Consider the following 26,772-nt stretch of genomic DNA (forward strand, 5'->3'; position numbering starts at 1 on the left):
CCCTTATCTTTTATTCTCACGACTTCAGTATAACCGAAGGTGCTACAGATCTATTGTACAAATCGGACAACATTCTGCCATGCTCCCTGGCTGCCGTCAACGGAGTCTCTCCATAAAACTTCCGAAATTGCCGAATCAGATGGGCTTGGTCAAAGAAACCATGATTCTGGGCAAGCATTGCCCAATCTGTCGTGTTCCCCTGATGAATATCACTCAGCACACGATGAAAACGAACCACCTCACTGAATCGCTTGGGGCTGATTCCTACCCATTCCGAGAACTTGCGATGCAACTGCCGTTCACTGATCACTTCACGCATCGCCAGCTCTTGGACACTCATACGTCCCCCATCTATAAAGATGCGGTGCAGCACGTTTTTCATCAAATTGTTCTCAGATGTGCTTGCCTGCACGGGCAACGGACTCAAGTACGCATTCATAACCTCCACTCGCTCCGCAAAACTATTCGTTTCGGCCATCCGTCCCTGAAGCTCGTTCAGCTTCTCCGGCCAACATTCCTGAAGTGCAATTCGCTTATCCGTAAACCACTCCAGAGGCATGCCATGGAAGACATGCGCTCCACCCGGGAAGAACCGGACACCAAAGGTATAATCTCCAGCAGGGGAACCATCATCGGATGGCTCAGGTACAGCGAACGGCTGTGTATAATTGCCACAGTAAGCATAGGAGTGCTCTGAACAGACCGGGTCGTATGTAATCAGCATGTCCGTGCAACCATCCGGTAATACCCGGGCAGGTACCGTCGTCGTCATCGATCGCTCTGGACATTCTCTCTTAGCAACATCCGCATGTGTGTTCGGAAGAGATCCTGATTCCCAATAACAGGCCACATAAGCCACCAGGCCGGCAGCAGGTATTTTCTCAACATAATAACTGTCAGGGTACGTTCCATTTATCTGAATAGGCTTAAACAACGGGTGCAAGCTGTGATCCACAATTCCATCCTCCGGTCACTAGAGTTGGTTACACATTATGTATTTATCTATCATACCATCAACCGAAGAAATGAAGAAAAAAAGTGCCCTACCGGAGGACAATCCGATAGGGCCAGTCACACATCTATTTAACACGAGAAGGGGTTTACAAGACTTATCTTACCTTCCCAACCTTAATGGAAACTGAAATTGGGATGAAAAGAACATCAATTTTTCTTATAGTGCATGTCCGACAAGACCGTTTTTGAACAACCTCTTAAAGTGTCTTGATCAGTATGGATGCAATTAACACGGATGCTGTTGTGACCGTTGTGAATCCACCTACCAGCATCGGCGTTAAAATCTCATCAAGGATGGCTTTGCGTTCATTTTCATCACGTCCAACTGAACGGCTTACTTCCTCACAGATAATGTAGTCCCCCGGAAAACCGAATAGTGCAGTCAGTGCCACAGGCAGACCTTTGAGCGGGTCCCATTTGAACAGCTTAGAGCCAACAAATCCACCGATCAGCACCCCAATTACACCGATTGCGATAATGAACAACACTGGAATAATGGAACTAACCACCGCATCGAAAGTGATCGACTCCATACTTGTCATAACGACTACGATCAGACCTATCATGGCAATTCCCGATGTACTTGCTTTATCCAGAATACGAGATGGGAACAGTCCGATCAGATGTCCGAGAACCCCAAGCAACAGAGCCCAGATACTGTAGCTAAGTCCGGTTATATTGCCTAGATAAATGGATAGACTGCCCATAATGAACAAGAGCAACAGCAGGATAGGTGCGGTTTGGAATCGCTGTGGAAGGAATGTTTTGGCATTCGCTTCTTTAATGTTCACATGGCTTTCCCCAGCAACCTTGTTCTCAAAAGCGCCCTGCTTCTGCAGTTTCAGCGCATATCTGCGCAACATATTGGTTGCAATCGGCATCCCCACGAGGGAATGAATACCCAGAATAACAGCCGGAATTGTAATCAGATGACCCAGATTCATCTCCTGCAACTTCGTTGTTGTGATCAGATAAGAGATAATGCCACCAACAACCGGACTTGATCCGGCAACAGCCGTAGGATAACCATAGAATGGTGATACGATTAACAGGATAAGACCTGTCGCCGTGAGTGATGCGAACAATGAGATCAGTATAGCTTTATATTGGGAACGTATTAATTTCAGCGGTATTAATGTCCCCATGTGTACAATCAACGGAGCCACCATGAGAGCCCCGAACGCCGTCAGAGCAGAGCTGGATACCACTCCTTTAGGAAATAACCCCGCCCAGTTCAGCAGCAAATATCCGATCAGAATAACAAGCAAGGAAGGAATTCGCGCTTTGGACCAGATCGAAACCAGTTCCCCTATAGCTAAAATAACTAGTAATACTGTGGCGATATATATCGGTTGACTAAACATGGTGACTTCTCCCCATTCTCTATGTTGTCAGTGCAGTTCAGTTCACGTAGAACCATCTTTCTTATTTCAAGCGTTCACCTGATAAATAGACCTGTTCGATATTCTCTGTGTTTTCGAGCAGCCCAATATCCGTCAACGGATTCACATTCAGTACCAGCAGATCAGCAGCTTTGCCAGGCTCAATCGTACCGATCTCCGCTTCCATCTGCATCGCTCTCGCCGCATCTCTTGTTGCGGCTACGATCGCTTCCATCGGCGTAAATCCAACATCTTCAACAAGCAATCGAAGTTCGAGTGCATTCCCGCCATGCTCAACAGGTGCACACGTGCAGAAGTCTGTCCCTACTGCAATGGTTACGCCTGCCTTACGCGCGATAATCATGTTCTCAATATGCTCCTGATATACACTTTTGGCTTTGCGGATGCCAAATTCGGGAACACCGTATTTATGCCCTTCTTTGATGATCCGATGTACAATGGCCAGCGTTGGAACCAGAACCGCCTTTTGATCCAGCATCATGCCAATGCCTTCTTCATCAATGTAGATCCCGTGTTCAATGGTGCGTACGCCCGCTTCCAACGCATTTTTGATCCCCTGTGCACCTTGCGCATGTGCAGCCACATAAGACTGTACCGCTTCCGCTTCATACACGATCGCCTTCAGCTCATCCATGCGGAATTGCGACCAGCGAGGGTCATCTTTCTCCGAAAGTACCCCGCCTGTGGAACACACTTTAATGAAATCCGCCCCTTCACGGAACTGCGTGCGTGTTGCCTTAATGACTTCCGGAACACCGTCACACACGGTGAAGATATTCAGTTCCGTTGGAATCATATGGATATCTGCATGTCCACCCGTCTGAGAGAGCATATGACGGGAAGTTTTAATCCGCGGCCCCTTCACCACACCTTCCTTGATCAGATCACGAATGTATACAGCAACATGGCTACCGACATCCCTGACGGTTGTAAATCCTGCGTTGATCAGCTTCGGCAGATCCTGAAGTGCTCTCCCCATCTGGAGTTCATTGGCTTCCAGCGCCACCGCAGCCATATTTAGATTTTTGGCCCCGTGTACATGGACATGGGCATCGATTAATCCTGGCATCACCGTTTTGCCTGATACATCAACAAGCTCGGCATGTTCCGGAATTGGAACGGTTGCTTTCGCACCCGCAGCTATGAATTTCCCGTTCTCAACCAGGACCACACTATCGGAAACAGGCTCTCCACCTTGTCCATCAATCAACAATGCACCTACAAAAGCAGTAATTTGACTCATCTGTACTCCACCTCATTTTCAGACTTGGTTGCAAGTTCAACTATTTACAGCTCTACTGTTGTACTACGATGAAATTGTATCGTGTTAAAGTTAATGACATTATATAAGTTGCAAATGTATAATGTCATTGTTGATAACAACAGCATTTTGATATTAATTATGGTGATATACACAATATAAAATATAAATCACACAGCATAGTGAAGATCATGTTATATATGTAAGCATTTTGCCATGTGAACACAAAAGGAGTACGTTTGCTATGATTCATGAAGCGGTTCGCTCATTTATGGTTCAAGTCTTTGGGTCTGTTCCGTACGGAATCTGGATCAAGGATGAATATGATTTCCAGTGGAATAACTGGCTGCGTGAAGGAGAGTTACCTGAATATATAGATCAAGAACAGATTGAGTCATCCTGGAAGATTCTCAGGTATACGTTTGTTTTTTTGTCTAACATCAACATTCGTGTGGTTATCGATACCCAGAAGCAACTTACCCTGCTACAGAGTGAACGTCTGGAGTCTTTGATTCGGGAAGGACTGCTGAAGCAGCAGATTGAGAAGGAACGTGCACACAATGATCGATGGTTGACCGGACTGCGGGAGCTGACCTGTTCCCTAGAGCTGAACGATTTGTTACTCAAAATCATGGAGAATGCGCTCCATGTCATCCCCTCCCTTTCCTACGGACTGTTCATGATGGTTGATCCGGACTCTGGCAAGATGATTCCTAGAGCCAAAGTCGGTTTTCAGGATAGTGTGTATCAATATCAGGGCGAGCTGGATGAGGGCATTACGGGAAAAGTATACGAGGAAGGCATTGGCCGAATGTATAGCACACCGGATGATGCCTTTAAAGATATGGGCAATGTTAGTCAGGAGAATGCAGATATCATTGTAAGTTCACTGCCTGACGGTATTATGGCAAAAGGACTTATCGCCGTTCCCGTGACAATGAATACTCACAAAATCGGTGTAATGCTGGTATACCAATTTGAACAAAACAGACGATTTGCCCCACATGATCTGAATGTGATGCAGGGATTTGCGGATCAGGCAGCCATTGCCATCTCCAACGCCACCATGTATTCAGAACTGCTGGAGACGAACCGATATCTCGTTAGCCGCAATGAAATTCATAATCAATTCACGGCACTTTCCATTGAACATGTGAGCCTCGGACATATCATTGAGACGGTTGGGTCGATGCTGAAACTTCCCACCTATTATGTGGACATGGCGAGAAATGACTGGTACCCGCTCATCCCGGAAAGTGTCTTGCTAAGTGAGCTCGATATCTATACCGCTCTGGACAGTCAGTTTAACCCCATCACCTTATCCGGTGGAACGGATCATAGCGATTATTACCTCTATCCCATTGTGAACGGATCTCTGGTGCTTGGCTGTTTTGCCATCCAATTAGATCATCCGTTAGGTCAGTTGGATCATGTGATTTTGGAACAAGGCGGAGCTATTGTGATGCTGGAGATGGTGAATACCTACTCACTCACCGAAATGTCCTATCGGAAAAACCATGATTTCTTCAGCGATCTCGTACAATATAGAGAACCACAGCAGTTGGAGGCACGACTTTCCAGCTTTCAGTTGCCAGCCCATCAGTCCTTGTTCGTCGCTCAATTGCAGCTCTACGGGGAACATCCCGATATGAAAACAACTGAAAATTGGGTGCGCAAGTTGATTGGATTTATCGAAAAGGAGCTGGGTACCCGCGAACATCTATTGTTCAGTGCACATCACAAAATTACGATTCTGGCTGCTGCATCCGAGCCCAAGGTCAGACACTGGATCATCAGCAGGCTGGAAACGGCTGTGGAGAAATGGACCACCTCCAAGACTCCTGCCCTATCCATCGGTATCGGTGGACTTTATCAAGGGCTTGAGTATGTGTCCAAAAGCAATGACGAGGCTACACGCTCATTGTCCTTATTGCTGAAACAAAACAAAGCGGGCCTGATGCTCTACGAAGAAATCGGGATCAATCGCCTGTTTCTTAATCAGGAAGCTTCCGATATCGAGAACTACATTCACGAAATTCTGTCCCCTCTTCAACAGCAAAAATCAGGAGAGCTTGAACTCACACTCAAAACCTACATTGCCGCGAATCGATCTGTGCAAGCCACAGCCGAACGTCTGCATATTCATACCAATACGTTGTATCTGCGCCTGCGCAAAATAGAGGAGATTCTAGGTGTTGATCTGAACGATTCCGAGGGTTGGATGAAGGTGTATCTGGCATGTCATTTAAGCGAAGTATACTCTGTTGCTCCTACCGCGAGTGGAGCACTAAAATTGTAACTCCATCAATTCAGTCCGTGCAGTTTGCGAAAACGCTCCGGACTCATGCCTGTATGCCTTTTGAACATCGCACAGAAATAACTGGCGTTCTCGTAACCCACCCGATCAGCCACTTCATATATTCGAAGCTCTCTCTCACTGAACATGAGCTGTTTGCTTCGATTGATCCGTTCCTGGTTCACGTAAAATACAGGTCTGGTATGGAGTGCCCTCTGAAACAGCCTGCACAAATATTGGGGAGATACCACAGCCACATCGGCCAGTTCCTTCAGCGAAAGCGAACGATCCAGATGCTCTGCGATATAACGCAGCACAGGCTTCAAGCGCTCCAGTTCATCATTATAATTGGCGGATGCGATGAGCAGTGGCTTCAGATCCAACAGCAGGGCATATAATTGTTTGGAACACTCCACATCGTAATCTGCGTAATCCGTATCACCGTCATTCTCTCCTCTAACCAGAAGTTGCTCCAGCCCATGCAGCAGTGTGGCTGTCCTGAGTCTGCATACGCGTGAACCGGTTATCCCCGCATAAGATAATAACTGGCTGGCTTCTCTCCCCTGAAACGAGACCCAAGCCAGCTCCCAGCGGTCACTGATGGGCATATATCGATGCGGAACATCGGGATACAGGAAGAAAACGTCACCCGGTCCGACGATATACTCGTCTTCTTGTATAATCAATCTCCCCTGACCATGAATAATCTGGTGGATCTGATAATCCGGGAACCCCTCTGGACGCTCGGTTTCATATTGGTGTTCCCAGTAACCAACCGTGGTCATATAGATCGGCAGGCGAGCAGCTTCTTCTGTTTTACCAAAAAAAATCCGGGTATCCATCCAGTACACCACTTTCTTCATCGTTAGTTTCATATTGTGATATATATGGGCAATATTCTTTATTCTCTAAGTCATCATTCAATTCTATAATGACAATATTATAACATTTCAGAAGGAGTTGCTGTTATGCGAAAGAAACTGGTACACACCCCTCCGGCAAATGGATACCCGGAATGGAACAATAATCCGGAGACTTTTCAAATAAACCGTCTACCCGCACATGCTTCTATGGTAGCGTTTCCATCTATAGCAGAAGCATTGTCCAATGATTCCAGCGCATCGCCATGGTACGAATCACTGAATGGTCAATGGAAGTTTGCCTTTGCGGAGACACCGGAGCAACGGATTTCATCCTTTTATGAGAACAACTATGATGCCAGTGACTGGGACGAGATCGCCGTTCCTTCCAACTGGCAGCTGCAAGGTTACGATTATCCCCACTATACAAATATGACGTATCCGTGGGTCGAGCGTGAGCCTGAATTGAAGCCACCATTTGCACCAACAACTTATAATCCGGTGGGTTCGTACATCCGCACGTTTACTGTTCCTGCTGACTGGAAAGACCGTCCTGTCCTGCTGCACTTCGAGGGTGTTGAATCTGCCTTTTATGTATGGGTCAACGGGGAACTCGTCGGTTATAGCGAAGACACGTTCACACCCGCAGAATTCGATATCACTTCGTATCTAACGGAAGGTGAGAACAAGCTCGCTGTGGAGGTATATCGCTGGTGTGATGCGAGCTGGCTGGAGAATCAGGATTTCTGGCGGTTAAGCGGCATCTTCCGTGGTGTATACCTGCATTCACCTTCACCGGTTCAGATCGCCGATTTCTTTGTTCGTACTGAACTGGATGACGCGTATCAGGATGCGGAGCTACTGCTGGATTTGAAATTATTTAATCATAATGCCGCGCAGACCCCTGCCGGATTGTCCGTTCAGGCGCAGCTCTATGATGCACAACAGCAGACTGTACTGAAGCAACCACTTACTGCGGCCGTTACTTTCCAGGGCGAGGATGAACTTTCATTCCAGTTTTCAGCAGAGGTTATGAAGCCGCTACTATGGAGCGCTGAGTCCCCTAACCTGTATACACTTGTGCTGTCCATTCAGGACGAATCAGGCGAAACACTGGAAGCGGTCCGCAGCCGGATCGGATTCCGCAAGTTTGAACTGAAGGACGGCCTGATGCAAATCAATGGCAAACGCATTGTGTTCAAAGGCGTGAATCGTCATGAATTTTCCCCGGATAAGGGTCGAGCCATTGGGCGGGAAGACATGATCCGTGACATCGAGTTGATGAAGTCCTATAACGTTAACGCCGTGCGTACATCCCATTATCCGAATCAGTCACTCTGGTACGAACTGTGTGATGAATATGGCCTCTATGTCATTGACGAAACGAATCTGGAAACTCACGGTACCTGGGAATATGGGCAAAAGGAAATGAACGAAAACAATATTCCTGCGAGCAAGCCGGAATGGCGTAATAACGTAATAGATCGCTGTAACTCGATGTTCCAGCGGGACAAAAACCATGCGTCCGTTATTATCTGGTCTCTGGGTAATGAATCCTTCGGCGGCGATAACTTCATCGCCATGTACGATTATCTGAAACAAGTCGATCCAACTCGTCTCGTTCATTATGAAGGGACTTTCCATTATCGCCCTTCTGATTCGGCAAGTGATATTGAATCGACAATGTATATCAGCCCACAAGATGTGGAGCAATACGCGCGCATGAAGGGTCCGAAGAAACCTTATATTATCTGCGAATACAGCCATGCCATGGGTAACTCTTGTGGAGGTCTGCATCTGTATTGGGATTTGTTCGATAAATATGATGTGTTGCAGGGTGCATTCATCTGGGACTGGGTTGATCAGTCCATTCGTACCACTACGGCAGACGGTGTAGAATATTTTGCTTATGGCGGCGATTTCGGTGAATCTCCTCATGATGGCAATTTCTGCGGGAACGGACTGATTCTGGCGGATAAGACAGTTACACCGAAGCTGGAAGAAGTGAAGAAATGTTATCAGAACGTTCGTATGGAAACCGTTGATATCAAAGACGGCCTGCTTCGTATCAAAAACCAGTTCCTGTTCACGGATCTGAGCGAATATTCGCTCGTATGGACAGTAACACACGATGGTGTATCCGTAGAGAACGGCACGTTGGATATCGCAGTACCTCCTGGCGAATCGGTTGAAGTCCGTATCCCGTACACGCCATCATCCGATTTGTTCAAGGAAGCGGTGCTGACTGTATCTCTGGTCACCAAAGTGGCAACCAAATGGGCTGGAATAGGTCATGAGATTGCCTGGGATCAATTCGTGGTATCTCCGCGATTGCGGCCAATCCAAGCGGTACACCAAGAGCAAGGCAATGCGCCGCAGGTACAGGATCTGGAAGATGAATTGAAAGTGACTACAGGCCAAGTCACGTTGAGCTTCAATCCAGCTACTGGCGCATTAACATCCTATCAAATCAACAATCAGGAGCAATTGCTCGCACCTGTCCGGCCGAATTTTTGGAGAGCCATGACAGACAATGATATGGGGAACCGCCTGAATGAGCGTTCTGCCTTCTGGAGAGATGCTCACGCTACCAGCAGATTAATTCGCTTCGAGCACCATGTAGACGAGCAAGTCATTCTCGTAACGACCGATTATACGTGGGATCAACATCCGGGATGTACGCTGTCCATCACATACCGAATTGATGCGGATGGTGTATTGGAAATCAGTCAAACCCTTATTCCAGGCGTAGACTTACCTGATCTACCGGAATTTGGTATGCTGCTGCAACTGAATAACCGCTTGGATACAATCTCTTGGTACGGCAGAGGCCCGCATGACAATTATGCTGACCGTCTAACCAGTGCACGTCTCGGTTATTACACAGGTGCGGTTCGAGATCAATTTGTTCCATATCTGAAACCACAAGAGTGTGGTAACAAAACGGATGTACGCTTTGCTGGAATTACATCAGCGGATGGTCAGCTCGGCCTTCATGTTGAAGCAACCATACCATTTGAAATCAATGCGTTGCCGTGGACACCGGAGGAACTGGAAGCAAACGACCATGTGTACAAATTACCTCAGAGCACACAGACTATCACCCGCATCAATTACAAACAAATGGGTGTTGGCGGAGATGACAGCTGGGGCGCACGTACCCATCCTGAATACACTTTGCCAGCCAACCGCGCGTATCACTTCACCTTTACGGTAAGACCTGTATAACATCAAGCAAGCACTGCTGGCAGCATGCCGGCAGTGCTTTTTTTTTGTTGGGGCAGTGAATAGTGGGAGTTTGAACTTTGTCATGGGAACATTATAATGAATGAGATGCAAGAAAAGATCTTTACCAGCTATTACTCTATTACGAGGTGAGACTTTGCAATATCTGTTTACCGCTCTCTTCATTTTTGGCTTGATCGCTTTCTTGGGATTTGTTGTTCTGATGATCTTATCTATTCGGAAAGGTGATAGGTTGCCGATCAGATATATTTTTCTTACGACGGCCTGTTTTGCAATTGCTTCAATAGGTTTGTATGGGATGCTGAATTTATCTTTGAACTCTACTCAGTCTGAAATTGATCAGGCGTTGGAACACGAATCAAGTGACGCTACAACAGAAAAAAATCCGGCAACTTCACCCCAGATTAAACTTTCTGGCCTCCACATGACTACCGATGAATTTAAAAACAAGTTTAATGGCGCCGTGGGCAAATACCGGCTGAATGGTTTGAGTATTACCCGTTTGAATATGAAAGAGTCTTCTGAGCAGGGCACTGGCACTTTCGAGTATGTATTCAATGACGAGTTGCGTTTGGTTGGTGCAGTGAATGCAGATGAGAGCATACAGGAAGTCAGGTTGTACGGAACTGGTGATACGCGTAAACCAACAGGTGGAATTTTTATGACTGCTATCGCCACACTCATTCTCACAACCAATAGTGAGTACACGTATAACGATGCACAAGATGTCATCCAGGATATCGGTCTATTGGATCGTGATGTGAATCAGTCTGATTTTGATGGAGCGACGGTTCGAAATGGATTTGAATATCGCTTCAGCGTACAGGATCATGAGCACTCGACTTTTGAGATAACTGTTGCGAAATAAGATGCGATTGTGCAAAAAGGCCGTTCCATGAAGGAACGGCCTGACGTGGGATATGTACTTTTTTTGGATAATTCAGTAGTCACAGTCTCTGATCTAACATTTTCCTATTTTATGGATTAGTAAGCCAAAAAATTAAAGTGATCACTATACAAAAAAGCGATACAGGGTACAGTATCCATTTACTGATCTTATCTTTGTAAGTGACAATCCAACAAACAATGCATATCCAGGCGATTAATAGTTGCCATAAGTCCAATGATGAACACCTCCCGCATGCGAGAGTTACTCAAAAGTTACAATCTCGCTCTGATTGTTCCAACTCATTTTAAAGGTAATTGGATCTTTCGTATTCTCCGCCTCAGTAACCGTTCCCGACATACTGAACGGTACCCCTTGTTCTTCAAGCGCTTTCCCCTGTTGGTCTATATTATTGCCGGTAAGGTCAAACACAAAATCTTTTATACGCTTTTCATCACCTATATAAGTAATACTATAGATCCCTGTTGACCTCTGAAGAGACACATCCCAGTTATCGCTTTTTCCGTGTAGCCTATCATCAGCACCACAAGCTGAGACAATAGATAAAAGTACTATAACACAAAGAATAATTGGCAGTTTGAATAATTTCATCAAATCCCTCCTTTTAGGAATATACCCAAAAATGTGAGTTATGATATTTTCTACTCATCCCGAGCATCTGCCTAATATAATGCGTCTTACCTTTGTATCACATGATTAACGATTTTCTGAGCATCGTATTTAACCCATCCCAAAAGTGCTGAACCCCGTGATGTTTGCCAAGGTAGCCCTACAAAGTACAGTCCAGCAACCGGTGATACGCCTCTCTCGTGTATAATTACACCTTGGGCATCCAAAGCAGTATTGATATCGATCCAACCATCATTTCGCTTAAACCCAGTCGCCCAAATAATATTGTCTACTGTTGTCTCACTACCATCCTCATATAGGATGCGATCATCTATTGCATTAATAGCACGTGGGCGCATGTTAACTTTTCCCTGGGTCATCAACTCTTTTAACTCATAGCCATATACGTACTCAGGCTGATTTCGCAACCATTTTCCAACCATACGATCTGCACTTGCACGTAATATTCCGAGCTTTTCAAAATACCAGAATATACTTCGTTTCATGATATGCAAAGGCCTAAAGGTTATATTTCGAGCTATGGATATGTATACGGTTTGTTGTTCATCTGATGTTAACTCTACAGCGATTTGGGCACCTGAATTCCCTCCGCCTACAACTACTGTTGTTCCAGGGATCAATTGAGAGATATTTTTATATTCTGATGAGTGAAGCTGAATCACATTCTCGGATAATGATTTCGCAAAATGAGGAACATTCTTGTTCTGGAAAGGTCCCGTCGCAACGATAATATTGCGCGCTTCAATCATTCCATCATTGGTTTCAGCATAGTACACCTCATCTTGCTTCGAGAGACGGGAGATTTCACAGTTTAACTTTATTGGAAGCTCCATTTGTTTAGCATAGTTTTCAAAATAATCTGCAATTTCATCTTTGCTTGGCAGGCTATTTTTATTACCACTAAGAGGCATTCCGGGTAATCCATCATACATGCGCGGGGTGAAAAGACGCAAGGAATCGTACCGTTTACGCCAAGATTGCCCAACAGTTGAGGCAACGTCAACAATTAAAAAGGTTAACCCCGAACTCTGAAGATAGTAACCTGCTGCCAAACCTGCTTGCCCAGCTCCGATAACCAATACATCGTACATATGTATCATCCCCAATATCGTTTTATGTATTAATATATGAGTACTTATTCATATGTTAATTTTACTTAACAACTGTCTGTTTAGCAATAGAAGAAAACATCCCTACTTTTTTAAAAAAAACAACATTAAAAAGACTCCCTGACGGGAGCCTTTACTCATTTCAGCGTAGGTTGCATGTAACGTAACTATGATCCTAAGTATGCTATGTTCTTTTGTTCGTTAGTTAGTTATTACCTGGTGTATCGATCAATGTCATCGATCGCAGACTGGTGCTCTCTTCTATGGTAATCTTCATGCTGACGAACGTCGTTCTTTAATTTCGCTAAGAACCCCCACCCCATAAAGGCAAGTAACAGCACCGTAATCAGCGCATAAGCGAAGCTATATAGATTCATAAAAAAGTTGATAAATATTGCAGCGAGCATCAAGCCCAGTATCCACAATGTCCACTTTGTACCCTTTCTCAAATCATTTCCTCCTCAAGTCGTTGCTGATAAGCTCTCTATGTATCACAGTACATACGAAACCATAGGAACGAGGCTTCAATCTCATGGCTTCAAATCTACATTTAGAGCGAATTCCCAAATCATTTATAAGCATCAGTTCCCAAAGAAACATCTAATGCGCCAGACATCCCTTGCGCAGAAGAGGTACTCACATAATACGAGCCCGTCGACAATGCTTTGTCACTATAATATGTATGCTCTTTTCCATCTGCCGGAACACTGCCAGACGTTATCCGGGTTCCACTAGTAGATCCTTCATTGATCGTGAACGTGAAGTGTTTCGAACCCGTGTTTTTAAAACTCACTTTCACATAACTAAATCCTGCTGGAATATCAAACCGATGCGTATTTGTAGTACCTGCGAAATCCTCATTATTGATTACTGTTAATGGAGTTGATGGAGTACTTCTAGGTTCATTTGCTACTCTCCCTTCAGAAGTGGAAGTGAAATTATAAATTAAGATGATAACAGCAGCAGACACCAAACCTGCCACTATCATTTTTCTAATAAGTTTAATGATATATGACCTCCATATCTCTTGATACTAACTTTGATTATAAAATACTCAATAACACAAAAACCACTCCTTAATAATTACTAAGAAGTGGTTTTTGTATTATTTATAATTTGTATCAGTGACTGCTTCACAAATTCTTGTCACATCGTAACGAGAATTCACTATGCCAGGCACATGATGCTTTAAAGGTTTTTACACCTTTATTACATCATGCCGCCCATTCCACCCATACCGCCCATGTCAGGCATTCCGCCACCAGCACCTGCTGGTTCTGGTTTGTCAGCGATAACCGCTTCAGTAGTCAGGAACATTGCTGCTACGGAAGCCGCGTTTTGCAATGCATAACGAGTTACTTTCGCAGGGTCAACGATACCCGCTTCGATCATGTTAACCCACTCGCCAGTTGCAGCGTTGAAGCCGATGCCTGTTTGTTCTTTTTTCAGACGTTCCACGATTACGGAACCTTCTTCGCCAGCGTTAGCTGCGATTGTGCGGATTGGTGCTTCCAGAGCACGCAGGACGATGTTTACGCCTGTTTGCTCGTCACCGGACAGAGCTACAGCCGCAACCGCGCTATATACGTTCATGAGCGCTGTACCACCACCGGATACGATACCTTCTTCAACCGCTGCGCGAGTTGCGTTCAGGGCATCTTCGATGCGAAGTTTGCGTTCTTTCAATTCTGTTTCAGTAGCCGCACCAACTTTGATTACTGCTACACCGCCGGACAATTTAGCCAGACGCTCTTGCAGTTTCTCTTTGTCGAACTCGGAAGTTGTTTCTTCCAATTGTGTACGGATTTGGCTAACACGTGCATCGATATCGGATTTGTTACCAGCACCGTCAACGATGATTGTGTTTTCTTTTGTTACGCGGATTTGACGAGCTGTACCCAGTTGTTCCACAACAGCGGATTTCAGGTCCAGACCCAGTTCTTCCGTGATCAATTGGCCACCAGTGAGGGCAGCGATGTCTTGCAGCATTGCTTTACGACGGTCACCGAATCCTGGAGCTTTAACAGCTACAGCATTGAATGTACCACGCAATTTGTTCACAACCAGCATAGCCAGTGCTTCGCCTTCAATATCTTCAGCGATCAATACCAGCGGTTTGCCTTGTTGAACGATTTTCTCAAGCAATGGCAAGATATCTTGCGTGCTGGAGATTTTTTTGTCTGTGATCAGGATGTACGGATTGTCCAAAACAGCTTCCATTTTGTCCGTATCAGTGATCATGTAAGGAGAGATGTATCCACGGTCAAATTGCATACCTTCAACCACTTCAAGCTCTGTAGCGAATCCTTTGGATTCTTCTACTGTGATTACGCCATCTTTACCTACTTTTTCCATAGCTTCAGCGATCAATTCGCCTACTTCTTCGTCAGCTGCAGAGATTGCTGCAACTTGTGCGATGGATTGTTTGGAATCGATTGGTTTGGAGATGGATTGCAATTCAGCAACCGCAGCTTTAACCGCTTTGTCGATCCCTTTACGGATACCGATTGGGCTAGCGCCTGCAGTTACGTTTTTCAGACCTTCTGTGATCAGCGCTTGCGCCAATACAGTTGCTGTTGTAGTACCGTCACCGGCAACATCGTTGGTTTTCGTTGCTACTTCTTTAACCAGTTGTGCACCCATGTTCTCGAATGCATCTTCCAGTTCGATTTCTTTAGCAATGGTTACACCATCGTTAGTGATGAGTGGGCTTCCGAATTTTTTCTCCAGAACCACGTTGCGGCCTTTAGGACCGAGTGTTACTTTTACTGCATTAGCCAATGCGTCCACACCACGAAGCATGGAGCGACGAGCGTCTTCACTGAATTTAATGTCTTTAGCCATGTTAAGAAAACCTCCCTAGTTTTTGTTGGAAAATGGTCGTGCTATATGGTTCGGTTATCCGATTAAATTTGAATTAGTCGAGAATCGCGTGAATATCGCTCTCTTTCATAATCAAATATTCTTTACCTTCGAATTTGATTTCTGTACCGGCATATTTGGAGAAAATAACGCGGTCTCCTTCTTTCACTTCCAGAGCTACACGTACGCCGTCTTTCAATACTCCAGCACCAACTGCAATGATTCTACCCTCTTGCGGTTTTTCTTTGGCGGAGTCCGGGAGTACGATCCCGAAAGAAGTTGTTTGCTCTTGCTCCAGTGGTTCTACCAATACGCGTTCACCTAAAGGTCTGATCATGAAAAATAGCCTCCTTTTGAAATTATATAACGTTACATTGTAGGTTGTAGCCATATGTATTAGCACTCGACAGTGTTCAGTGCTAACAACCAACTTTATGATACTCAACTTGAAGCATGATTTCAAGTCCTTTTGACGAATTCCTGCGAGAATTTACATTGAATTTACACGAACATAACCAAATTACACCCGCTGCGCCTGGTTCTATGTTGCAATTCACTAATCTTATTCTACGAAATTGTTTAGCCCTTCTGCAACGTTAGCGGACAGTCCCTTTCCCATTGTATCCATTGTTGAACTTAATATGCCTGCTTGTCCTGTCGTGTTGGTCGGCAGTCTACAGAAATAGCCCGGATAAGAACATACCGTCTTTTCCGGGCACTTTACAGCTTATCCTCATTCAGCCCACATGTTTCTTATCCTCGGCACGAACGTAGCGGGATTCGATCTCTTCATCGGCTGCAAGCTGCTTGCGATATACGATTGCGGATAATAACACACTGATCTCATATAACAGGAGCAAAGGAATCATCACCAGCAGATCAGATATAAAGTCTGGAGGTGTAATAACCACTGCAATGAAGATCAGAACAAAATAAGCAACTCTGCGCATCTTGCGAAGACGAATTGGATTCAGAATCCGCAGTCCTGTCAGAAACATAATAAGTAAAGGAAGTTCAAATAACAGAGACACAGGCAGCACAATGCCAAACAGGAAGCTGAAATACTGCTTCATCCCGTAGGTCTCCACAAGTCCCATCTTCTCCGTTATCGCTGTTGTGAAGGCGAGTGCCATCGGAAAAATAACATAATACGAGAAAGCCATACCTGTCAGAAATAAAAGAAACACATAGGGCACATACTTCAGCGTTGCTTTTCGTTCGCGCGGCTTTAGCCCTGGACTAACAAACTTCCAGATCTGATACACCGTAAACGGCAGTGTAATAATAAGTGAGAACAACCCTGCAATCTTCATATAGATGCCAATCCCGTCCCAGAACGAGAAGGCATGTAATACAAAACCTTTTGCCGACTCTGCCTTGGTCAGATATTGGTATACCGGGTCCGCCACAAAAAATCCTGCAATCAGTCCCAGCACAAATATACTTAATACGTAGATCAGCCGCTTCCGCAGCTCACTCAGATGTTCCGTAATCGACATTTCTTCCATTTGCTGCGTCATGCCTGCCCCCCATTATTGCCAGCTTAAAATACAAAACCCTTCCGGCAGGAAGGGATTTCTCTTTCATTGCCGTCAAGATTATTCCGGCAGGCGTTTATCAGCAGGCTTGTCTGCAGGTGTGCTCTCAGCAGCCAGCGGTTTCGCCTTCTCCTGCTCTTTGCGATTGGACGAGTCATCCTCAGAGATAATCTCGCGAGCGCCCTCTTTGAATTCACGGAAGGTACGCCCAACTGCACGTCCCAGTTCCGGAAGTTTGTTGGGTCCAAACAACAACAATGCAATCACGGCCAGCAAAATAAAACCCGTAGGTCCAATGGAACTTAACATTGATATTCCTCCTCGTCTCAAGCTTCGAAGATGCGCATACTCGGCCAGATGTTCATAGATGTCTCTGCTGCGTTCTTAATTTAAGCCCATCATACCATAGATGTAACCACTTACATAACCCGCAAAATTCACAAATAAGAGATGTCACTAGAACAATCTAACAACGGTCATGGCTAATCGGATATCTTGCCCCAGAGTCCATGCTCGATTATTGCTTGAACTGACCCGTAACCATCAGCAGCGCTTCCGGAAGCTGATCCATAATGGCCGCCAGATGTTCGTGCACACCCTTTGGTGTACCTGGCAGATTAACAATCAGCGTGCGTCCACGAATGCCACATACCCCACGGAACAGCATTGCAGAACGGTTTTTGCTCATTACACTGTACCGCATGGCCTCTGCCATCCCGGGAACTTCCCGCTCAATTACGCGCCGGGTCGCTTCCGGAGTAATATCACGAATGGCCAGCTCCGTGCCACCGGTAGTCAGCACCAGATCGGCGTGAAAATAATCCGTCATCTCAATCAAAGCCGCAATAATCTCATCGGGTTCATCCGGAACGATACGGTACTCCACGATTTGACCACCCAGCTCTTCTTCCACCAGCTCCCGAATGACTTGTGCACTCGTATCCTCACGTTCCCCGCGGGCTCCTTTGTCACTGGCTGTCAGGATTGCTGTTCTCCACACCATAAAGATCACCCTTCTCCTCTATGAAAATAAATATTGCCTATCGGCTGTAATCACCGTTTTTGCCACCACTCTTGGAATTCAGCATGGTTGGACCGATAATCATATCTTTTTGCATGGCCTTGCACATGTCATAGACCGTCAGTGCTGCAGCTGAGGCAGCCGTGAGTGCCTCCATCTCAACACCCGTTTTGCCTTCCGTTTTGACAGTGACTTCGATGTGTAATTCATCCACTCCGTTATCATGAAAACGAATATCCACACCCGTCAGTGCCAGCGGATGGCACATCGGAATCCAGTCCGACGTTTTCTTTGCGCCTTGAATCCCGGCAATCTGAGCCACAGCCAGAACATCACCTTTACCGATTCGGCCCTCCCGAATCGCTTCCAGTGTATCTGGATTCATCGTCACTTTGGTTACGGCCACAGCCGTACGTACGGTAATTTCCTTACCCGAAATATCAACCATCCGGGCCCGCCCCTGTTCATTAAAATGGGTCAGTTTGCCAAAGGAAGCCTGGCCGTTATTCACTTCTGAACTCAATCACATCACAACCCTTTATTCGATATGTAATATACCTTCGGTTGTTATCAACAGATCAATCCGCAGATCGAGCAGGTCCATTGGGATCTCCTCTTGTAGCTGGCCCGGCAATACCATCGCAGCCATCAACGGTTTCTTGCCCGTCATCACACATGTTGCTGCAAGCGTCTCGGCAAAACGATCATAATAACCGCCACCATAACCAATACGCCCGCCATGGAGATCATAACCAAGCCCCGGTACCAATACGAGATCGATATCCGGCCAATCATCAGGCGTCAGGACTTCACAGGAATCCTTAGGTTCGGGTATCCCCCATATGCCTGGCTCCAGATCTTGTTCTCCGGTCACTCGCCGTAGCTCCATTCGGGGTGGATTCGCCAATACTTTTGGTGCAAACATCACATCTCCATGTTTCCAGCCCTCTTGAAACAGAAAAGCTGTGGATGCTTCGCTTCCATAGGACAAATAACTGAATATAACGAGTGGTCTGTTCACGACCTTACTCTTGGCCTGTCTAAGGCGCTCCAGCTCCCGCTTCACTCCAGCGTTAATCTTAGTCATTGCCTGCTGACGCATGCTTGCATCCATCAGATCACGGCTCTGTCTCAGTCTGGATCGAAGCTGACTTTTCAGTTCCGCATGATCCTGCATATCCTTGAATAACCTCCTGTTGATAGGGAAGGTAGAAAAAAGCTCTCATTAAAAATGATTTATATGTTATGACCAGTTGTCATCTTGTTGAAATGGTTAAAATGATTCATTTTCTGCAAAATCCTCATGTAATAACATGCCTTCTTTCAGTTTATCATTGATTGATCAAAAAGACTACATGCCCCATGCGTTCCCAATCGGTGCAATTGCTCTGTATTTCATGTAAACTGGGATATAGTTGTCATATCAAGAACTGGACCTATGGAGGAACTTAATTTTATGCTGCTGCAAGTATCCGGAATTATCAAACGTTTTGGTGTCGATCCAATCCTGGACGGCGTGAACTTACAAATATTAGAACGCGAGCGCATTGGCCTCGTTGGTGTAAACGGTGCAGGGAAATCCACTTTGCTCAAAATTGTAGCCGGTGAAATGTCCTATGACGGAGGACAGATTTTCAAGTCCAAAGAAACAACGCTCGGTTACCTCGCTCAAAACAGCGGGCTGCAATCCGACCGTAACATCTGGGAAGAAATGATGAACGTCTTCGCTCACCTGACACAGGCTGAAGCAGATTTGCGTCAGATGGAACGTGATATTGCCGACCCTGCCCAGATGGAAGACGAGAAAAAGTATGCGGACCTGCTGGAACGTTATGCGAAACGCTCCGATTGGTTCAAGGACCATGGCGGTTATGAAATGGAAACCCGCATTCGCAGTGTATTGCACGGGATGGGATTCGGCGAATTTTCGCCAGACACCCCCATTGCTACTCTGAGCGGCGGGCAGAAGACACGCCTTGCGCTTGCTCGTATTTTGCTTCAGGCACCCGATCTGCTCATGCTGGACGAGCCTACCAACTATCTCGATATTGCCACTCTCACATGGCTTGAAGATTATCTAAGAGGGTATTCAGGCGCACTGCTCGTGGTATCCCATGACCGGTACTTCCTTGATCGACTCGTAACAACCATCGTTGAGATCGAACGTCACCGCTCCAAAAAATATACGGGCAATTACAGCCGTTATATGGAGCTCAAAGCTGCCGAGTATGAAACTCAGATGAAGCAATATGAGAAACAGCAAGGCGAAATCTCCAAGATGGAAGATTTTGTTCAGAAAAATATTGTACGCGCTTCGACAACCAAACGGGCGCAGAGCCGGCGCAAAGCCCTCGACAAAATGGAGCGGCTTGATAAACCGATGGGAGATTTGAAAAAAGCCCATTTTTCCTTCGAAACCGCCGTTATGTCCGGCAAGGAAGTGCTTCGAGTGGATCAGCTGTCTGTCGCTTATGACGAGGCTTCTCCTTTGTTCCGCAACGTATCCTTCGATCTGCGGCGTGGGGAAACGGTTGCTCTGATTGGTCCAAACGGTATTGGTAAATCCACCATGCTGAAGTGTCTTACGGGAAGTTTACGTCCGGTAACCGGGGAGATCCAATGGGGAACAAAAGTGCAGATTGGCTATTATGATCAGGAACAGACTGGGCTCAATCCGTCCAACACGGTTCTGGAAGAACTGTGGAGTGCCTATCCCGGGATGGAAGAAGCACGCATCCGGACCGTACTGGGGAACTTTTTGTTCAGCGGTGACGATGTGCTCAAGAAGATCTCCTCCCTCAGCGGCGGTGAGAAAGCACGTGTGTCTCTCTCCAAGCTGATGCTGAAGGAAGCCAATATGCTCATTCTGGATGAGCCTACGAACCATCTCGACCTATTTGCCAAAGAAGTGCTGGAAGCGGCATTAATGGATTATGAAGGCACCCTGCTGTTCATCTCCCATGACCGGTATTTTCTCAATAAAATGGCTGAACGCATTGTTGAACTTCATCCAGGCGGCACAGAACAATATCTCGGTAATTACGATGATTATGTGGAGAAAAAACAGGAGCTTGAGGACATCGCACGTGAAGTTGCTGAGGCACGTCAGGCTTCGTCCAAGAACTCGTCCAAATCCGATCTGAACACAGCCACAACCGAAAAATCCGGAGCGGCTTCATTCGAAGCGGAAAAACAGGCGAAGCGTGAAGAGCGTAACCGTCAACGCAAGCAGGAAGCTTTGGAACAACAGATTGCAGAGTTGGAATCGAAGATTACCGAACTTGAGGCACAGATGGCTCTGCCTGAAATCTATCAGGATTATATGAAGCTGCAAGAACTCCAGCAACAATCGGAGGAACACAAAGCAGAACTCACCAAGGCATACGAGGACTGGGAAGAACTAGCTATGGAATAGTACGAATAGTACAGACTCAGACCATGGCTTGATCGCGTCCATACAAGAATAGTTGTACCACCGGCTGATTCCTTATTGGGATCAGCTTTTTGTTTATTACGGATGAGTATTGAAGGTATGCATCCTATCTTCTTTATGTTCCTTGAGATTGAACTCTAACATACGGAGGTTAGGGGGGCTGTTTTGACTTTTGTCAAATTTACTCGAATGAAGAGAAATATTTTTAGCCCCCTGTCCCTCTCACTTATCCACAATAAAGCAAGATAGCAAGCACATTAATAAGCTTAATTATACAGCGGTAGAATAGCCTTTTACACACAAAAACCATATTTATCCACCAAGTTATCCACTTTATCCACAACTTTGTGGATAGTAAGGAGTCATTCTATCCCCTAAACCCTTTTCGTTTCGAAAACTATACTGGTTTGGCTTTGCGGTAGTTACCCACAAATTATACTGGATATGTGGATAACTATAGTCACACCTTGACAAATGCATCCTTCCACTCCTCAATGTTCCTCCATAATAAGACAAAAGCAGACCTTTGTCGTTCAAGGCCTGCCCGTCATTTATTTACTATATGCCATGTTTATTTACATCGAATTGCAATTGCTACTATTGCCGCTGTAGATGCGATCTGGCAAAAGTATGTTTTACGCATGTGCTTCTTGTTCATGATGTTCAGAAGACTCGGCCTTCAGCCCAGCAGCATTACAAGCCGCTACATAAGCCAAACCGGCAGCCATGACGATATCATTATGTGTTGCTGTTCCCCGGAACTCACGTCCTGCACGCTCCACGGTAACTACAGCTTCTGCACTTGCACCCTCTCCACCACTCAAGGCATGCATCTCCATATCTACAAATGCAATATCATCGGAAATGCTCTGACCAATCGCACGGATGGTTGCATCCACGGGTCCACCGCCAACAGCGGAGTAAGATTGTTCTCCAGCGCTTGTGCGAATGCGAACGGCGGCCATTCGATCCGTCATGCTGCCGGCCGTCACCTGCAATTCAACCAGTTCATAATCCTGTGCAGGAATATTCATGGTCTGGCTAACCATCTGTAATAACTGATCGTCACTGACCACTTTTTGCTGGTCTGCGGTTTCTTTGAACACCTCATACAATTGCTCCATCTGTTGCTCATCCGGCTCAAAACCGTATTTGCGAACCCGATCCTTCAGGGCGTGACGACCGGAGTGTTTTCCCAAAATAATCATGCTGCGCGGAATACCCAGCGCTTCCGGGTCCATAATTTCATAGGTGCTCCGATTCTTCAGCAGACCATCCTGATGGATGCCAGATTCATGCTGGAATGCATTACGTCCCACCACTGGTTTGTTGTACGCAATCGGGAAGTGCATCGCACGGCTAATCTGACGTGAAGTCTCATACAGCTGATTCAGCTTAATGTTCGTCGTTGCACCAATTGCGTCTCCCCGAGTCTCCAGCGCCATAATCAGCTCTTCCAGTGCACAGTTCCCCGTCCGTTCTCCGATACCATTGATGGTTACTTCAATCTGGGTAGCTCCATTGGCAATCGCAGCCAAGCTATTGGCTACGGCCAGGCCCAGATCATTATGACAGTGAGCACTATAGCGAACTTGATCGCCGCCTCTTGCACCCTCACGCACCCGGCGGAACATCTCGCCATACTCATGTGGCAGGGCATAACCAACCGTATCCGGCAGATTAATAATGCTCGCTCCAGCTTCAATGGCGACTTCAACCATTTCAATCAAATCGTCCATCTTGGTACGGGCAGCGTCCATCGCTGTGAACTCTACGATGTCCGTGAACTGGCGTGCATAAGATACCATCTCACGAGCGGTAGCCACCACTTCACTGCGTGGACGGCGCAGTTGATGCTCAATATGAATATCGGAAGAAGAGATAAACAGGTGAATTCGGCGCCGTGCTGCATCCGCTGTTGCTTGAACAGCTGCATCGATATCACCTTTGACCGCACGCGCGAATCCACAGATCTCCACGTTCTGCAACTGTCTCGAAATCGCCTGAACCGCCGCGAACTCACCTGGACTGGAGATCGGGAATCCAGGCTCAATGACGTCGATACCCAGAGAAGCCAGTTGGTGTGCCAGTTCAATCTTTTGCTCGGGTTGCAGACTTGCCCCTGGTGCCTGTTCTCCATCACGCAGCGTTGTATCAAAAATCTCAATCATGCGTTTGTTATTAGTTGTTGTCATATCCATCAACCTCCATCAAATTTTATAATCCTTTTTGTTACGATCCACGAGGATAGAACATCAGTTGTTCTCCATCACTGTTGTTATATATTTTGTTTGTAACGCGTATGTCCTTTGTTGCTTAGTTCTTGGTCTTGGTCTCCATAATGCCTGCTGGATATCTAATGGCTATACCTGATGTACGATGTCCATTAGTCGTTGCTGATCCTGCTTGCTTGTGACAGAGTGTACGTCGACTTACACCCTGACCTTCTGACTCTTTCAATCTCCATATGGTTCTTCCCATGCCCACCCTGCTGCCGGCAGCAAACACAAATAACCCGCCATCTCATATAAGAGACGGCGGGTTATTATCCCCTCCGCGGTACCACTCTCGCTTGATGGGCCAGGCTTGCGCCGGACTCCATCCACCTCGTCGTCTCCGAGATCCAATGGGATTGTGCATGTACACACGACACCACTGGAATTCGGAGAAACACCCTATAACGGGGGTTAACCGTTGCCGTGTAACACATGTTTTTGTCCATTAGGACAACTGGGCGATTGATATCATCCCCACGCTTCCACAGCTCCGTTCCCGGGCGAGATTCGAATGATTCCAGCCACTGCGTCGCACCACCCCGCAGCTCTCTGAGCGCTTTATCGTTCTACTGCTCCCGTTCATCACATTTATAATATGACCTAACTTCATTCATTCTTATTTTGAAAATCAAAAAAGCCTGCCACCTCATGCAATAATGCAAGAGACGACAGGCTGTTCACCTTCGCGGTACCACTCTTGTTGACTTCTTTCCTGTTCATTCAAGACAACCCCTGAATGCTTTCGCATATCCGGATCACTTGAAGCAGCCTGAAAGCCCCCTCAGTTATCGTCAGTTGATCCTTGTAATAACGGTCTTACCGACAACGGCCCATTCACGGAGGCAACCCGTAACCATGTACTTTGGGCCATGATCGGCCTTCGGATTCTCCCAGGGAGTCACCGTGTTCCATCGTTCCGCTTCCAGGTGAGTTTCAGGTTTCCTTCGACTGCGTTGCACCATACCGCAGCTCTCTAAGACCGGGAATGACCTTACTATTCCTGTTCATCGCGTTTATCAGTTCAGGAATCTGAATTCCTGTTTAAATTTGTAACTAAATATACATTCTTTACATCCCTGCTGTCAACTCTTAATCTCAAACTCCCTGTTTATATAAACTATAAGTACGTGTTCAAAAAGATCGGTTTTCAGTACCGAGAAGATGGGATGAAGCTAGAAATGGAGTAGCGGAGCGTAGTCAAAACTACGTGAGCAACGGACATTTCGGCTGAATCCCATATTCGATGCTGATGATGCCGCTAGGCATCATTCGTAATCAAAAGCGGGCTTTTTGAACAACCTCTATAAGGACTGAACGGACCATTCCTCCAGAGAAAGTCCCGGATCTGCCTTCGCATCAAATTCAGCAATTTCTCCCCGCTGCCATTTCAGATACGCAGCCGCTCCAATCATGGCCGCATTATCTGTACAATACTCCATTGGTGGGATTAACAGTTCAAGCCCTTCCTTCGTGCATCGCTCCTGTAATGCCGAGCGTAACCCCCGGTTAGCTGCAACACCACCGCATAATAACAGTTGACGTGAACCATATTCACGAACTGCTCTAACGGCTTTCTCCACCAACACTTCAACAACAGCTTCCTGGAAACCACGTGCAACCGCAGACGGCTCCAAGGTTTCTCCGCGCATTTTGGCTTGGTTGAGCACATTCAGTACAGCAGACTTCAGACCACTGAGACTGAAATCGTATGAACCTGCTTCCAGCCATACCCGTGGTAATGGCACTACATCCTCCGCTTCAGACGCCATCCGGTCCACATGCGGGCCTCCCGGATAAGGACAACCCAGTGCACGTGCTACTTTGTCATACGCTTCGCCTACGGCATCATCACGTGTACGACCAATCAGTTTGAACTTGCCCTCGGATTCCATATGCACGAGTTCTGTATGTCCACCGGATACGACCAGTGCCATCGCTGGATATTGCAGTTCATGAGTAAGTCGGTTGGCATAGATATGCCCCGCAATATGATGTGTACCAATGAGCGGTTTGCCCAGTGCCATCGCCAGCGTTTTGGCCGCAACGATCCCTACCAGCAATGCCCCAACGAGTCCCGGGCCTTGCGTCACGGCGATTGCACTTAAATCACGTGGACGAATGCCGGACTGCTCGATCGCCTGTTCCAGCATCAACGTTATGACTTCAACGTGTTTGCGTGAAGCCACTTCAGGTACCACTCCACCAAATGCCTTATGGGTCTCAATCTGACTTGAGATCAGATTGGACAGCACTTCCCGTCCATCTTTGACTACTGCTACTGATGTTTCATCACAGCTTGTCTCCACCGCCAAAATGTAGGATGGTGCAGAATTTATTTTTTCATTGAGTTCGTTCATGAATCCAGTACGCTTCCTTCCTCTTCGCCGCTCCGGCCTGCAGACGGCAAGTTCGCCCACATAATCATCGCATCTTCCCCATTATCGGAGTAATACCCTTTACGAAGACCCGCCGATTCAAACCCTTTTTTCTGATACAAACGCTGGGCAATACTGTTCGAGACTCTGACCTCCAGCGTCATTCGTTCCATCCCGAGATAAGCCGCTGTGCTCATTAATTCATCCAGTAACTTTTCACCAAGCTTGCGTCCACGGTACGCACCTCTGACTGCAATATTAGTAATATGGGCTTCATCCATGATCGTCCACATACCTGCATAGCCAATGGCCTTGCCTTCCAATTCCATCACCATATATTTAGCAAAATGATTGTGTGTCAATTCATTTTGAAATGCTTCTTCCGTCCAGGGCAGGGTAAAGGCCTCATGTTCAATCTCCATCACATCGGGAATATCCGCGAGTGTCATGAACCTGAACTGAAGCGTTGCTTCCTGCTTATTATTCGCCACGTTGTCCATCTGCTTTCCCCCCTTTAGTGCGTGTTCAAAAAGACCGGTTT

Annotated in this window: 23 protein-coding genes and 1 other annotated feature; of the genes, 4 read left to right on the plus strand and 19 right to left on the minus strand. The window is 46.4% G+C overall.

Annotation, left to right across the window (positions count from 1 at the left end; all coding sequences use genetic code 11):
- Positions 1-16: 16 nt before the first annotated feature.
- The 3 genes from MKY44_RS29755 to MKY44_RS29765 form a co-directional block, all read right to left on the minus strand.
- The gene (locus MKY44_RS29755; protein ID WP_341010118.1) at positions 17-955 is read right to left on the minus strand and encodes a helix-turn-helix domain-containing protein; all 939 of its coding nucleotides are present in this window, start codon (positions 953-955) and stop codon (positions 17-19) included.
- A gap of 256 nt (positions 956-1,211) precedes the next feature.
- Positions 1,212-2,378, minus strand: coding sequence for a hypothetical protein (locus MKY44_RS29760; RefSeq protein WP_341010119.1), 1,167 nt, complete (start codon positions 2,376-2,378; stop codon positions 1,212-1,214).
- Between the two features lie 61 nt (positions 2,379-2,439).
- Positions 2,440-3,660, minus strand: a complete 1,221-nt coding sequence (locus MKY44_RS29765) for a metal-dependent hydrolase family protein (RefSeq protein WP_341010121.1) — start codon at positions 3,658-3,660, stop codon at positions 2,440-2,442.
- Between the two features lie 262 nt (positions 3,661-3,922).
- Between MKY44_RS29765 and MKY44_RS29770 the strand changes: the two genes are divergently transcribed.
- Positions 3,923-5,977: a helix-turn-helix domain-containing protein gene (locus MKY44_RS29770; protein WP_341010122.1), complete on the plus strand. Its 2,055-nt coding sequence runs from the start codon at positions 3,923-3,925 to the stop codon at positions 5,975-5,977.
- Positions 5,978-5,982: 5 nt separating this feature from the next.
- Here MKY44_RS29770 and MKY44_RS29775 read toward each other — a convergent pair whose 3' ends face one another.
- Positions 5,983-6,837, minus strand: a complete 855-nt coding sequence (locus tag MKY44_RS29775) for a helix-turn-helix transcriptional regulator (protein ID WP_341010123.1) — start codon at positions 6,835-6,837, stop codon at positions 5,983-5,985.
- A gap of 105 nt (positions 6,838-6,942) precedes the next feature.
- Here MKY44_RS29775 and MKY44_RS29780 point away from each other — a divergent pair, with 105 nt between their 5' ends.
- On the plus strand, positions 6,943-10,062 hold the full coding sequence (locus MKY44_RS29780) for a glycoside hydrolase family 2 TIM barrel-domain containing protein (RefSeq protein WP_341010124.1): 3,120 nt from the start codon (positions 6,943-6,945) through the stop codon (positions 10,060-10,062).
- Between the two features lie 316 nt (positions 10,063-10,378).
- Positions 10,379-10,948, plus strand: a complete 570-nt coding sequence (locus MKY44_RS29785) for a hypothetical protein (RefSeq protein WP_341010125.1) — start codon at positions 10,379-10,381, stop codon at positions 10,946-10,948.
- Positions 10,949-11,230: 282 nt separating this feature from the next.
- Here MKY44_RS29785 and MKY44_RS29790 read toward each other — a convergent pair whose 3' ends face one another.
- From MKY44_RS29790 to MKY44_RS29840, 11 genes are all read right to left on the minus strand, one after another.
- On the minus strand, positions 11,231-11,578 hold the full coding sequence (locus MKY44_RS29790; protein WP_341010126.1) for a hypothetical protein: 348 nt from the start codon (positions 11,576-11,578) through the stop codon (positions 11,231-11,233).
- Between the two features lie 86 nt (positions 11,579-11,664).
- Positions 11,665-12,717 carry a flavin-containing monooxygenase gene (locus MKY44_RS29795; protein ID WP_341010127.1) on the minus strand — a complete coding sequence of 351 codons (1,053 nt, stop codon included), beginning with the start codon at positions 12,715-12,717 and terminating at the stop codon, positions 11,665-11,667.
- Between the two features lie 221 nt (positions 12,718-12,938).
- On the minus strand, positions 12,939-13,175 hold the full coding sequence (locus tag MKY44_RS29800) for a hypothetical protein (protein ID WP_341010128.1): 237 nt from the start codon (positions 13,173-13,175) through the stop codon (positions 12,939-12,941).
- 119 nt (positions 13,176-13,294) lie between these two features.
- Positions 13,295-13,708: a hypothetical protein gene (locus MKY44_RS29805; protein WP_341010129.1), complete on the minus strand. Its 414-nt coding sequence runs from the start codon at positions 13,706-13,708 to the stop codon at positions 13,295-13,297.
- Positions 13,709-13,935: 227 nt separating this feature from the next.
- Positions 13,936-15,570 (minus strand): chaperonin GroEL, encoded by a 1,635-nt coding sequence (groL, locus tag MKY44_RS29810; protein WP_036611259.1) that lies wholly within the window; start codon positions 15,568-15,570, stop codon positions 13,936-13,938.
- Between the two features lie 73 nt (positions 15,571-15,643).
- Positions 15,644-15,925: a co-chaperone GroES gene (groES, locus tag MKY44_RS29815; protein ID WP_017690077.1), complete on the minus strand. Its 282-nt coding sequence runs from the start codon at positions 15,923-15,925 to the stop codon at positions 15,644-15,646.
- Between the two features lie 400 nt (positions 15,926-16,325).
- Positions 16,326-17,108, minus strand: a complete 783-nt coding sequence (tatC, locus tag MKY44_RS29820) for a twin-arginine translocase subunit TatC (RefSeq protein ID WP_192133095.1) — start codon at positions 17,106-17,108, stop codon at positions 16,326-16,328.
- 78 nt (positions 17,109-17,186) lie between these two features.
- Entirely contained in the window at positions 17,187-17,435 is a 249-nt protein-coding gene (gene tatA, locus MKY44_RS29825) for a twin-arginine translocase TatA/TatE family subunit (RefSeq protein WP_036611264.1), read from the minus strand.
- A gap of 208 nt (positions 17,436-17,643) precedes the next feature.
- On the minus strand, positions 17,644-18,129 hold the full coding sequence (locus MKY44_RS29830; protein ID WP_017690080.1) for a MogA/MoaB family molybdenum cofactor biosynthesis protein: 486 nt from the start codon (positions 18,127-18,129) through the stop codon (positions 17,644-17,646).
- Between the two features lie 37 nt (positions 18,130-18,166).
- Positions 18,167-18,670 carry a cyclic pyranopterin monophosphate synthase MoaC gene (moaC, locus tag MKY44_RS29835; RefSeq protein WP_341010130.1) on the minus strand — a complete coding sequence of 168 codons (504 nt, stop codon included), beginning with the start codon at positions 18,668-18,670 and terminating at the stop codon, positions 18,167-18,169.
- A 15-nt stretch (positions 18,671-18,685) separates the two neighbouring features.
- Positions 18,686-19,324 (minus strand): 5-formyltetrahydrofolate cyclo-ligase, encoded by a 639-nt coding sequence (locus MKY44_RS29840; protein ID WP_341010132.1) that lies wholly within the window; start codon positions 19,322-19,324, stop codon positions 18,686-18,688.
- A 279-nt stretch (positions 19,325-19,603) separates the two neighbouring features.
- Between MKY44_RS29840 and MKY44_RS29845 the strand changes: the two genes are divergently transcribed.
- Positions 19,604-21,562: an ABC-F family ATP-binding cassette domain-containing protein gene (locus MKY44_RS29845; RefSeq protein WP_341010133.1), complete on the plus strand. Its 1,959-nt coding sequence runs from the start codon at positions 19,604-19,606 to the stop codon at positions 21,560-21,562.
- Positions 21,563-22,215: 653 nt separating this feature from the next.
- On the opposite strand, the gene MKY44_RS29850 is transcribed toward MKY44_RS29845, so the two are convergent.
- From MKY44_RS29850 to rimI, 4 genes are all read right to left on the minus strand, one after another.
- Positions 22,216-23,775: a 2-isopropylmalate synthase gene (locus tag MKY44_RS29850; protein ID WP_036668956.1), complete on the minus strand. Its 1,560-nt coding sequence runs from the start codon at positions 23,773-23,775 to the stop codon at positions 22,216-22,218.
- 121 nt (positions 23,776-23,896) lie between these two features.
- Positions 23,897-24,061, minus strand: a complete 165-nt coding sequence (locus MKY44_RS29855) for a hypothetical protein (RefSeq protein ID WP_341010134.1) — start codon at positions 24,059-24,061, stop codon at positions 23,897-23,899.
- Between the two features lie 46 nt (positions 24,062-24,107).
- Positions 24,108-24,448 (minus strand) — a binding site (T-box leader).
- A 709-nt stretch (positions 24,449-25,157) separates the two neighbouring features.
- A complete protein-coding gene (gene tsaD / locus MKY44_RS29860; RefSeq protein WP_341010135.1) occupies positions 25,158-26,213 on the minus strand; it encodes a tRNA (adenosine(37)-N6)-threonylcarbamoyltransferase complex transferase subunit TsaD in 1,056 nt (351 codons plus the stop codon).
- On the minus strand, positions 26,210-26,731 hold the full coding sequence (gene rimI / locus MKY44_RS29865; RefSeq protein ID WP_036668955.1) for a ribosomal protein S18-alanine N-acetyltransferase: 522 nt from the start codon (positions 26,729-26,731) through the stop codon (positions 26,210-26,212). Before rimI ends, tsaD begins: the two co-directional genes overlap by 4 nt.
- Positions 26,732-26,772 lie beyond the last annotated feature (41 nt).

This window comes from Paenibacillus sp. FSL R7-0026, assembly GCF_038004485.1.
Lineage (GTDB): Bacteria > Bacillota > Bacilli > Paenibacillales > Paenibacillaceae > Paenibacillus > Paenibacillus xylanexedens_A.

Excerpts from the sequence above, each read along its gene's own strand:
- MKY44_RS29760 (WP_341010119.1), bottom strand. The coding sequence starts at position 2,378 with ATGTTTAGTCAACCGATATATATCGCCACAGTATTACTAGTTATTTTA.
- MKY44_RS29765 (WP_341010121.1), bottom strand. The coding sequence starts at position 3,660 with ATGAGTCAAATTACTGCTTTTGTAGGTGCATTGTTGATTGATGGACAA.
- MKY44_RS29770 (WP_341010122.1), top strand. The coding sequence starts at position 3,923 with ATGATTCATGAAGCGGTTCGCTCATTTATGGTTCAAGTCTTTGGGTCT.
- MKY44_RS29775 (WP_341010123.1), bottom strand. The coding sequence starts at position 6,837 with ATGAAGAAAGTGGTGTACTGGATGGATACCCGGATTTTTTTTGGTAAA.
- MKY44_RS29780 (WP_341010124.1), top strand. The coding sequence starts at position 6,943 with ATGCGAAAGAAACTGGTACACACCCCTCCGGCAAATGGATACCCGGAA.
- MKY44_RS29785 (WP_341010125.1), top strand. The coding sequence starts at position 10,379 with ATGCTGAATTTATCTTTGAACTCTACTCAGTCTGAAATTGATCAGGCG.
- MKY44_RS29790 (WP_341010126.1), bottom strand. The coding sequence starts at position 11,578 with ATGAAATTATTCAAACTGCCAATTATTCTTTGTGTTATAGTACTTTTA.
- MKY44_RS29795 (WP_341010127.1), bottom strand. The coding sequence starts at position 12,717 with ATGATACATATGTACGATGTATTGGTTATCGGAGCTGGGCAAGCAGGT.
- groL (WP_036611259.1), bottom strand. The coding sequence starts at position 15,570 with ATGGCTAAAGACATTAAATTCAGTGAAGACGCTCGTCGCTCCATGCTT.
- groES (WP_017690077.1), bottom strand. The coding sequence starts at position 15,925 with ATGATCAGACCTTTAGGTGAACGCGTATTGGTAGAACCACTGGAGCAA.
- tatC (WP_192133095.1), bottom strand. The coding sequence starts at position 17,108 with ATGACGCAGCAAATGGAAGAAATGTCGATTACGGAACATCTGAGTGAG.
- tatA (WP_036611264.1), bottom strand. The coding sequence starts at position 17,435 with ATGTTAAGTTCCATTGGACCTACGGGTTTTATTTTGCTGGCCGTGATT.
- MKY44_RS29830 (WP_017690080.1), bottom strand. The coding sequence starts at position 18,129 with ATGGTGTGGAGAACAGCAATCCTGACAGCCAGTGACAAAGGAGCCCGC.
- MKY44_RS29840 (WP_341010132.1), bottom strand. The coding sequence starts at position 19,324 with ATGCAGGATCATGCGGAACTGAAAAGTCAGCTTCGATCCAGACTGAGA.
- MKY44_RS29845 (WP_341010133.1), top strand. The coding sequence starts at position 19,604 with ATGCTGCTGCAAGTATCCGGAATTATCAAACGTTTTGGTGTCGATCCA.
- MKY44_RS29850 (WP_036668956.1), bottom strand. The coding sequence starts at position 23,775 with ATGACAACAACTAATAACAAACGCATGATTGAGATTTTTGATACAACG.
- MKY44_RS29855 (WP_341010134.1), bottom strand. The coding sequence starts at position 24,061 with ATGGGAAGAACCATATGGAGATTGAAAGAGTCAGAAGGTCAGGGTGTA.
- tsaD (WP_341010135.1), bottom strand. The coding sequence starts at position 26,213 with ATGAACGAACTCAATGAAAAAATAAATTCTGCACCATCCTACATTTTG.
- rimI (WP_036668955.1), bottom strand. The coding sequence starts at position 26,731 with ATGGACAACGTGGCGAATAATAAGCAGGAAGCAACGCTTCAGTTCAGG.